Origin of the sequence: Sphingomonas azotifigens NBRC 15497 (genome assembly GCF_002091475.1) — a bacterium.
Classification (GTDB): Bacteria; Pseudomonadota; Alphaproteobacteria; order Sphingomonadales; family Sphingomonadaceae; genus Sphingomonas; species Sphingomonas azotifigens.
In genome coordinates this window covers 25,082-34,026 of sequence record NZ_BCTR01000015.1, presented here as the reverse complement: position 1 = coordinate 34,026, position 8,945 = coordinate 25,082, and the positions used below count along the sequence as shown (strand labels likewise).

Annotated in this window: 5 protein-coding genes; all 5 read left to right on the top strand. The window is 68.0% G+C overall.

Features of this window, described 5'->3' with window-relative positions; all coding sequences use genetic code 11:
* The coding region (locus SAZ01S_RS07660; protein WP_174596099.1) for a glycoside hydrolase family 3 C-terminal domain-containing protein at positions 1 to 876 on the top strand (876 nt) is incomplete at its 5' end.
* A complete protein-coding gene (locus SAZ01S_RS07655) occupies positions 873 to 2,300 on the top strand; it encodes a glycoside hydrolase family 125 protein (protein ID WP_084581642.1) in 1,428 nt (475 codons plus the stop codon). The genes SAZ01S_RS07660 and SAZ01S_RS07655, both read left to right, overlap by 4 nt.
* Entirely contained in the window at positions 2,300 to 4,621 is a 2,322-nt protein-coding gene (locus SAZ01S_RS07650) for a GH92 family glycosyl hydrolase (protein ID WP_084581640.1), read from the top strand. Before SAZ01S_RS07655 ends, SAZ01S_RS07650 begins: the two co-directional genes overlap by 1 nt.
* Positions 4,621 to 6,825: a hypothetical protein gene (locus SAZ01S_RS07645; RefSeq protein WP_084581639.1), complete on the top strand. Its 2,205-nt coding sequence runs from the start codon at positions 4,621 to 4,623 to the stop codon at positions 6,823 to 6,825. The genes SAZ01S_RS07650 and SAZ01S_RS07645 overlap by 1 nt, the downstream gene beginning before the upstream one ends.
* Entirely contained in the window at positions 6,822 to 8,744 is a 1,923-nt protein-coding gene (locus SAZ01S_RS07640) for an alpha-L-fucosidase (protein WP_084581637.1), read from the top strand. The genes SAZ01S_RS07645 and SAZ01S_RS07640 overlap by 4 nt, the downstream gene beginning before the upstream one ends.
* Positions 8,745 to 8,945: the final 201 nt, after the last annotated feature.

Below are 8,945 nucleotides of genomic sequence, written 5' to 3'. Positions count from 1 at the left end.
CCGCCTGCCGAGCCGATGCTCGCCCAGGCGCTCGACGCGGCGAAGAACTCCGATACGATCGTCGCGGTGCTCGGCCTCTCGCCCGATCTCGAGGGCGAGGCGCTCAGCGTCTCGATCCCCGGCTTCATCGGCGGCGACCGGACCGACATCGCGCTGCCCCGCCCGCAGCTCGAGCTGCTCAAGGCGCTGCGCAAGACCGGCAAGCCGCTGGTCCTCGTCCTCACCAGCGGCAGCGCGGTGGCGGTCGATCCGTCGCTGGCGGACGCGATCCTCGAAGCCTGGTATCCGGGCGAGGAAGGCGGCACCGCAATCGCGGAGACGCTGGCCGGCAAGAACAATCCCTCCGGCCGCCTGCCGCTGACCTTCTACGCCTCGGTCGACGACCTGCCGGCGTTCGTGGATTACGGCATGAAGGAGCGCACCTATCGCTACTTCACCGGCAAGCCGCTCTGGGGCTTCGGCCATGGCCTGAGCTACACCAAATTCGCCTATGGCGACGTGGCGGTGAAGGCCGCTGGCATCGGCCAGCCGGTGCAGGTCAGCGCCAGGCTCACCAATGCGGGCAACCGCAGCGGTGAGGAAGTGGCACAGGTTTATGTCGTCACGCCGGATGTGGGAAAACCAGGCGGGTTCACCACGCCGGTGCTGCAGCGCCAGCTCGCCGGCTTCCAGCGCGCCGCGCTCGCGCCGGGCAAGTCGGCGAGCCTGTCGTTTACGCTCGATCCGCGCAGCATCAGCAGCGTCGCGCGCGACGGCACCCGCCGCGTCCTGCCGGGCACCTATCGCGTCTGGATCGGCGGCGGTCAGCCCGGCGATGGCGCGGGCCAATGGACCGAATTCACCCTCAACGGCGATGCACAGGAGCTGCCGAAATGATCGATCGCCGTACCCTGCTCGGCTCGGGCCTCGCGCTCGCCGCCACGCCCGCCTTCGCCGCCGACAAGCCCGGTTTCGTCAGCAAGCGCCCCGCACCGGCCGACCGCCGTTTCGTCAGCAAGGCGGTGGAGCGCGAAATCGCGCGGGTTTCCAGCAAGATCGCCGATCCCAAGCTGCGCTGGATGTTCACCAACTGCTATCCCAACACGCTCGATACCACGGTGAAGATGGGCGTGGTCGGCGGCAAGCCCGACGCCTTCGTGATCACCGGCGACATCGACGCGCTGTGGCTGCGCGACAGTTCGGCGCAGGTGCGCCCCTATCTGCACCTCGCCAAGGAAGATGCCGATCTGCGCCGGCTCTATCAGGGCCTGATCGCCCGCCAGGCGCGCTGCATCCTGCTCGATCCGTATGCCAACGCGTTCCTGGAAGATCCGCACGCCCATACCGAGCTAGGCTGGGCCCTGCACGACCATACCGACATGAAACCGGGTGTCGCCGAGCGGAAATGGGAGATCGACAGCCTCTGCTATCCCATTCGATTGGCGCATGATTATTGGAAAGCGACCGGCGATACGACACCGTTCGACGCGCAATGGGCAGCCTCCGCGCGCGCCATCATCCGCACCTTCCGCGAGCAGCAGCGCAAGGACGGACCCGGCCCCTATCGCTTCACGCGCACCAGCGATCGGCCGACCGAAACGCTGATGCTGGACGGCTATGGCGCGCCGACCCGGCCCGTCGGGCTGATCCATTCCGGATTCCGCCCGTCGGACGACGCCTGCGTCTATCCGTTCCTCATTCCAGCCAACCACTTTGCCGTGACCGTGCTGCGCGAGCTTGCTGTGCTTGCGATGGCAGTGCGCCAGGACTCCGCACTTGCGAACGAAGCGACGGCGCTGGCCGATGAAGTCGCAGCCGCGTTGCGCGAATACGGCACGATGCGGCTGCGCGACGGCAGCGAAGTGATGGCGTACGAAGTCGACGGCTTTGGCAACGCGATCTTCATGGACGATGCCAATGTGCCGTCGCTGTCGAGCCTTGCCTATCTCCGCTGCGTCGACCGTGACGAACCGATCTGGCGACGCACTGCTGCCGCGGCGTGGAGTGAAGCGAACCCCTATTGGTCGCGCGGCAAGGTGGTAGAAGGAATCGGCGGACCGCATGTCGGCCTTGGCCAGGTTTGGCCGATGTCGTTGATAATGCGCGCCTTTACCATGAGCGATGACGTGCGAACGCTTCGCAATATCCTGCGAATGCTTAGCGATAGCGACGCGGGCACCGGTTTCATCCATGAAGCCGTTAACCAAAATGACCCGGCGAAATACACGCGTGACTGGTTCGCCTGGGCCAATGGCCTGTTCGGCGAGCTGCTCGTCCACCTCGCCTCGGTGCAGCCCGGACTGTTGCAGGAGGCGTTGTGATGCTCACCCGCCGCCACCTGCTTGCGACCAGCGCGGTCGGACTTGCGAGCGTTGCCGTTCCCCGGGGCGCTCTCGCCCAGCCGCCCTCCCGCATTGCTCCAAATCTGTTCATCGGCACCGGCGGCACCGGCCATACCTATCCGGGCGCCACGCTGCCCTTCGGCATGGTGCAGCTGAGCCCCGATACCGGCGTGGAACGCTGGGAGACTTGCTCGGGCTATTATCATAGCGACGGCTCGATCCTCGGCTTTTCGCACACCCATCTCTCGGGCACGGGCATCGGCGACATGCTCGACCTGCTCGTCGTCCCCGCGCGGGGACCGGTGGTGCTGCAGCCCGGCACCCGCGAAAAGCCCGAGACCGGCTATCGCCAGCGCTATCATGACGAGCATGCCGAGCCCGGCTATTACCGCGTCGCGCTCGAAAACGGCGTGCGCGCGGAGCTGACCGTCACCGAGCGAACCGGGTGGCATCGCTACACGTTTCCGGCCGGCGCCGGGCATATCCTGCTCGATCTCTCGCATCTGGTGCTCGACAGCTCGGACAGCCCGCCGCTGATCGCCGACGCGCTGCTGGAAGTGGCGCCCGACGGCACGATCACCGGCCGGCGACAAGTCTTCCGCTGGGCCAAGGGCCGCAAGCTCTTCTTTGCGCTCCAGCTCTCGCGCCAGCCCGATCGCATCACCTTCTACGCCGATGACGATGCCGAGCAGCCCGCGGGCAGCCGCAAGGTCACCGGCCGGCGACTAAAGGCCGTCCTGCATTATGCGGACGCAGGAAACGCCCCGATTCTCGTGCGTTGCGGGATTTCTGGCGTCGATGTCGCCGGTGCCCGCGCCAATCTGGTCACCGAGGCGGGACATTGGGATTTCGATCGCACCCGCCGCGATGCCACCGCCCGGTGGCAACCGGCGCTCGACGTGGTCAAGGTCGAGGGCGGCACCGCCGACCAGCGCACCATCCTCACTACTTCGCTCTACCACGCCCAGCTCGCGCCGACACTCTTTTCCGACGCTGATGGCCGCTATCTTGGGATGGACGGCCAGATCCACAGCGTTCCCAAGGGTGGTGCAGCCTACAGCACCTATTCGCTGTGGGATACCTATCGTGCGCTCCATCCCCTGCTCACCCTGATCGCGCCCGATCGCACCAAGTCGCTGGTCGACGATCTGATCCGCCAGACGGCGCAGTCGCCCTATGGCCCGCTGGTCTGGCCGCTCCAGGGCAAGGAAACCGGCACGATGATCGGCTGGCATGGCGTCGTGCCGCTCGCCGAGGCGCAGGTGAAGGGCATTGAGGCCGATTACGCCGCCGCATGGCCCGCCATCCGCCGCCGCAGCTTCGATTTCACCGCGCACGACAAGGACAACAGCAAGGGCCGCGATCTCTACGATCGCATGGGCTATGTGCCTGCGGACAAATGGTTCGAGAGCGTCAGCCGGACGCAGGAATATGCCTATGACGACTGGGCATCGTCGCACCTCGCCGCCGCGACCGGTGAAAAGGGCGATGCCGAGCGGCTGCGCAAACGCTCGGGCAACTGGCGCAACGTGATCGACGGCGCCATCGGCTTTGCGCGCCCGCGCTTTGCCGACGGCAGCTGGTGGACGCCCTATGACCCCGTCCAGCTCGGCCATATGCCCAAGCCCTGGTGGCGCGACTATACCGAGGCGAATGGCTGGCAGGCGACCTTCCTCAACCAGCACGACGTCTATGGCCTGATCCGGCACATGGGCGGTGACGCCAAGTTCGAGGCGAAGCTCGACGCGCTGTTCAACGCGCCCTCCACCCTGCCCGACAACGCGCCGCCGGACATTTCGGGGCTGGTCGGCCAATACGCCCATGGCAACGAGCCCGACCAGCACGCCGCCTATCTCTACGCCTATGTCGGCGCACCCTGGAAAACCCAGGCAATGGTGCGGCGGCTGTGCGTGGAGATGTACAAGAACGATCCCGACGGGATCATCGGCAATGACGATTGCGGGCAGATGAGCGCGTGGTTCGTCTTCTCGGCGCTGGGCTTCTACCCCGTGGACCCGGTCGAGGCGGCCTATGTGTTCGGCTCGCCGCTGTTCGAGCGGGCCGAGGTGACGGTCGGCAAGCGCCGGACGCTGGTGATCGAGGCGCCGGGCAACCGCACCGACACGCCCTACGTCGCGGCGGTAAGCTGGAACGGCAAGCCATGGACCAAAAGCTGGATTTCGCACGCCGATCTGGTGAAGGGCGGCACGCTGCGCTTCACCATGTCGGCTAAGCCGAACCCGAGCTTCGGACGCGCGCTGGCCGATCGGCCGCCGTCCAACGGCCGCACGCCGGCCTGATGCTGCTCGCCGCCGCGCTCCTGACGACGACGGCGCCCTGCGTCGCCGCCGGTGCCGGCGGCGCGGTGGCGGCCGACCTGCTGCGTGCGCGGCTGGAAGAGCGGCATGCGCCCTGCGCGCGGGTGTTGCTGGCACCGCAAGGCGCGGTGGAAGCCGCCCTCCCCGCCTCGCGCCGAGTGGTGTGGCGGAAGATCGCGCCGAAGCGCCTGCCGCGCGAGGGCTTTGCCGTCCGCCGGATCGGCGACACGCTGGTGATCACCGCGCAGGGCACGCGCGGGCTGGTCTATGGCGCCGGCTGGTATCTGCGGACCGGCGCGCGGCCGCTGCGCTACGACAGCGCGCCGGCGCGGCCCGTACGGCTCACCCAGATCGGCTATCGCGCCAAGAACAACAGCTATGATGCCTGGACGCTGGCGATGTTCCGCCGCCGGATCGAGGATTTCGCGCTGTGGGGCGCCAGCGGCGTGCAGGTGATCGCGCCGGTCTCCGACGACGACGCCACCAGCCCGCTCTTCCCCGCCCCGCCGCTCGAGACGCTGCGCGGCATCGGTGACATCGCGCATCGGCTCGGCATCGACTTCGCGCTCTATTATCCCAACCTGCACGACTATGACACGCAGGCCGAGCGGGACGCCGAGCTTAGCCGCTTCCGCACCTTGTTGGGCGAACTGCCGCAGGTGGACGCGCTCTACGTCCCCGGCGGCGACCCCGGCCATGCCGCGCCCGATCGCCTCTTCCCGCTAGTCGCCGACGAAGCCGAGGCCCTCCGCGCGCGCAACCCGGCCGCCGGCGTGTGGATCTCGACGCAGGGCTTCGACGCGGCGGGGCTCGACGCTTTCTACGCCCAGCTCGCCCGCCGTCCGCGCTGGCTGACCGGCATCTTCGCCGGGCCCCAGACCCGCGACCCAATCTCCACCCAGCGGCGCCATCTGCCCGCCGGCTATCAGCTGCTGCTCTATCCCGACATCGCCCACACCATGCACGCGCAGGTACCGGTCGAGAGCTGGAGCCCCGCCTTCGCGCTCACCGAGGGCCGCGAGCCGATCAACCCGCGTCCGCGCGCGATGGCGGCGCTGTTCCGCCACCTCGATCCCGGCAGCAGCGGCTTCGTCACCTATTCCGAGGGCGTGAACGACGATGCGAACCAGTTCCTCTGGTTCCGCCTCGACTGGGATCCGCAGACAACGCCCGAGGCGTTCGCGCGCGACTATGCCGCCGGCTTTATCGGCGATCCCGCGGCGGCAAGGGCGTTGTTCGCGCTGGAAGACAACTGGACGGGTGATCCGGCCGAGAACACCGCCATCGACGCAACGCTCACGCTGGTCCACAACCTCAAGCCCGCGGCCTGGGCCGATTGGCGGATCGACGCGCTCCGTTACCGCGCGGTCTACGACGCGATCGTCCGCCACCGCCTGATCGCCGCCCGCGCCCGCGAGGCCGCCGCCCTTGCCGCCGTCGATGCCGCAACGGCACGCGCAAGACTGGCCGAAGCCGATCCCGCGCCCGTGCCCGCACTCCGCACCCGCCTGTTCGCCCTCGCTGAGCGGCTATGGCAAGGCGCACGGCTCCAGCTCAGCGTGAAGCTCTACGGCGCCTCCAATATCGAGCGCGGCGCCAATCTCGACCGCGTCGATGTCGACCTCAACGACCGCGTCTGGATCGAAAAGCAGCTCGCCACGCACACCCCGGCGCAGCTCGCCGATTACGCCCGCGCCAAGGAAGGCGCGCTCTACGACGATCTCGGCGATCCCTGGAACGCGCCGCACCTCGTCCGCGGCAGCAGCCCCGTCACCGATCCCCTCCGCTTCCACGGCGCGGTGGAGGGCATCGTCGATCGCACCCCGAACGACGGCTGGCGGATGTCATGGATCAGCTACGCCGAGAGCCTCTACGACGCGCCGCTACGGCTCCACTACACTAGGCTAGATCCCAAACGCCGCTATCGCCTGATCGCCACCTATGCGGGCGAGGATTATTGGCTGCCGATGCGGCTGGTCGCCAATGGCAGCATCGAACTTCACCCGCCGCTCGATCGCAAGACCAACCCGATGACGGTGGACATCCCCATCCCCGCTGCCGCCACGCGCGGCGGCACGCTCGATCTCGCCTGGACGCGCCCCGCCGGCATGGGCGGCAGCGGCCGTGGCCATCAGGTCGCCGAGACCTGGCTCATTCCAGAACCCCTCTCCGGAGAACGCAAATGACGACCTTTTCCCGCCGCGCGCTCGTCGCCGCCGGCATCGCCAGCCCGGCGCTCGCCCATGCCGCGACCGGCGCCGCCGCTAGGACGCCCGCGCCCAAGCCCTATGGCGCAACGCCCTCCGCCCGCCAGTGGAAGTGGCACCAGCGCGAGCAATATGCCTTCATCCACTTCTCGATGAATACCTTCACCGACAAGGAATGGGGCTATGGCGACGAGGATCCCAAGACCTTCAACCCCAGCGACTTCAATGCCGACCAGATCGTCGCGGCGGCCAAGGCGGGCGGGCTCAAGGGCCTGATTCTGGTCTGCAAGCACCATGACGGCTTCTGCCTGTGGCCGACCAGGCTGACCGAGCATTGCATCCGCAACAGCCCCTACAAGAACGGCCAGGGCGACATCGTCCGCGAGATGTCCGACGCGTGCAAGCGCGCCGGGCTGCCCTTCGGCGTCTATCTCTCGCCCTGGGACCGCAACCATCCGGAGTATGGCCGGCCCGCCTATATCGCTTACTATCGCGCGCAGCTGACCGAGCTCTGCACCCAGTACGGCACGCTGTTCGAAGTATGGTTCGACGGCGCCAATGGCGGCGACGGCTATTATGGCGGCGCGCGCGAGACGCGGAAGATCGACGCCCCGGCCTATTACAACTGGCCGTCGATCGTGGCGCTGGTCCACCAGCTCCAGCCCGATGCCTGCACCTTCGATCCGCTCGGCGCCGACATTCGCTGGGTGGGCAATGAGGACGGTGTGGCGGGCGATCCCTGCTGGCCGACCATGCCCAACCATCCCTATGTCCAGAGCGAGGGCAATGCCGGCGTGCGCGGTGGCGTGCTGTGGTGGCCGGCGGAGACCGACGTCTCGATCCGGCCGGGCTGGTTCTACCATGCCGACGAGGATTCGCGGGTGAAGAGCCCCGAGCGGCTGGTGCAGCTCTATGACGAGTCGGTCGGGCGCGGCACCAATCTCAACCTCAACCTGCCCCCCGATCGCCGCGGACGCATCGCCGACCAGGACGTGAAGATCCTCAAGAGCTTCGGCGACGCGATCCGCACCACCTTCGCGACGGATCTCGCCAAGGGCGCAGTGGCCCATGCCAGCGCCGCCCGGGGCCCGGCCTTCGCGGCGGCGCGCGTGCTGGATGGCAATCGCGAGACCTATTGGTCCACGCCCGACGGCGCGACCACGCCGACGCTGACGCTCGACCTCAAGCCCGGCACGCGCTTCGACGTGATCCGGTTGCGCGAATATCTGCCGCTCGGTGTCCGCGTGACCCGCTTCGCGGTGGATGCCGAGATCGACGGCACCTGGCAGCAGCTCGCCGAGAAGGAGTGCATCTCCGCCCAGCGCATCCTGCGCCTGCCCCAGCCGATCGCCCCGCGCCGGGTGCGGCTGCGCATCCTCGAGGCGCCGGCCTGCCCCGCGATCAGCGAGTTCGCGCTGTTCCGCTCGGTTGCGCCGGTGCCGGTCGCGCCGATCGTTTCGTCGGACCCGACGGTGATCGACACGCGCAGCTGGAAGATCGCCGCCGCGCCGGCGGGAGGCGCCGAGAAGCTACTCGACCGCGATCCCGGCACGATCTGGACCGTACCCGCGCCCAAGGCGAACGCGCCGGTGGAGGTGACGATCGACCTCGGCAGCGACACCGCGCTGGCCGGCTTCAGCCTCACGCCGTCGCGCCACGTGATGACCGATGCCGCCCCGCCCAAGGGCTATACGGCCGAGGTCAGCACCGACGGCAAGACCTGGCAGCCTGCCGCGAGCGGCGAGTTCAGCAACATCGCCTATGCGCTCTCGACGCAGCGCATCGCCTTCGCACAGGCGCGCCCGGCCCGCTATCTGCGGCTCCGCTTCGCCGAACCCGCGCTGCCCCAGCCGAAGCTTGCGATCGCGGAAATCGGCGGGTTCACCGCGCCACGCTGACCCGCTCCCTGGCGGCAGCGACCACCATGCACCGGGCGGGCCGTGACCCGCCCGGCCCGTGGCGTTTGAGCAACAACCCCGCGCAAAACGTAACGAATGAGACCATGTCGTCTCATATATAAAACCAATTTCTTTATTTGGTATTGTACGCCGATAGAACCTATGACAGCATCCCTTCCGAGCGGTGACAGTCTGATGACG

Excerpts from the sequence above, each read along its gene's own strand:
- SAZ01S_RS07650 (WP_084581640.1), top strand. The coding sequence starts at position 2,300 with ATGCTCACCCGCCGCCACCTGCTTGCGACCAGCGCGGTCGGACTTGCG.
- SAZ01S_RS07655 (WP_084581642.1), top strand. The coding sequence starts at position 873 with ATGATCGATCGCCGTACCCTGCTCGGCTCGGGCCTCGCGCTCGCCGCC.
- SAZ01S_RS07645 (WP_084581639.1), top strand. The coding sequence starts at position 4,621 with ATGCTGCTCGCCGCCGCGCTCCTGACGACGACGGCGCCCTGCGTCGCC.
- SAZ01S_RS07640 (WP_084581637.1), top strand. The coding sequence starts at position 6,822 with ATGACGACCTTTTCCCGCCGCGCGCTCGTCGCCGCCGGCATCGCCAGC.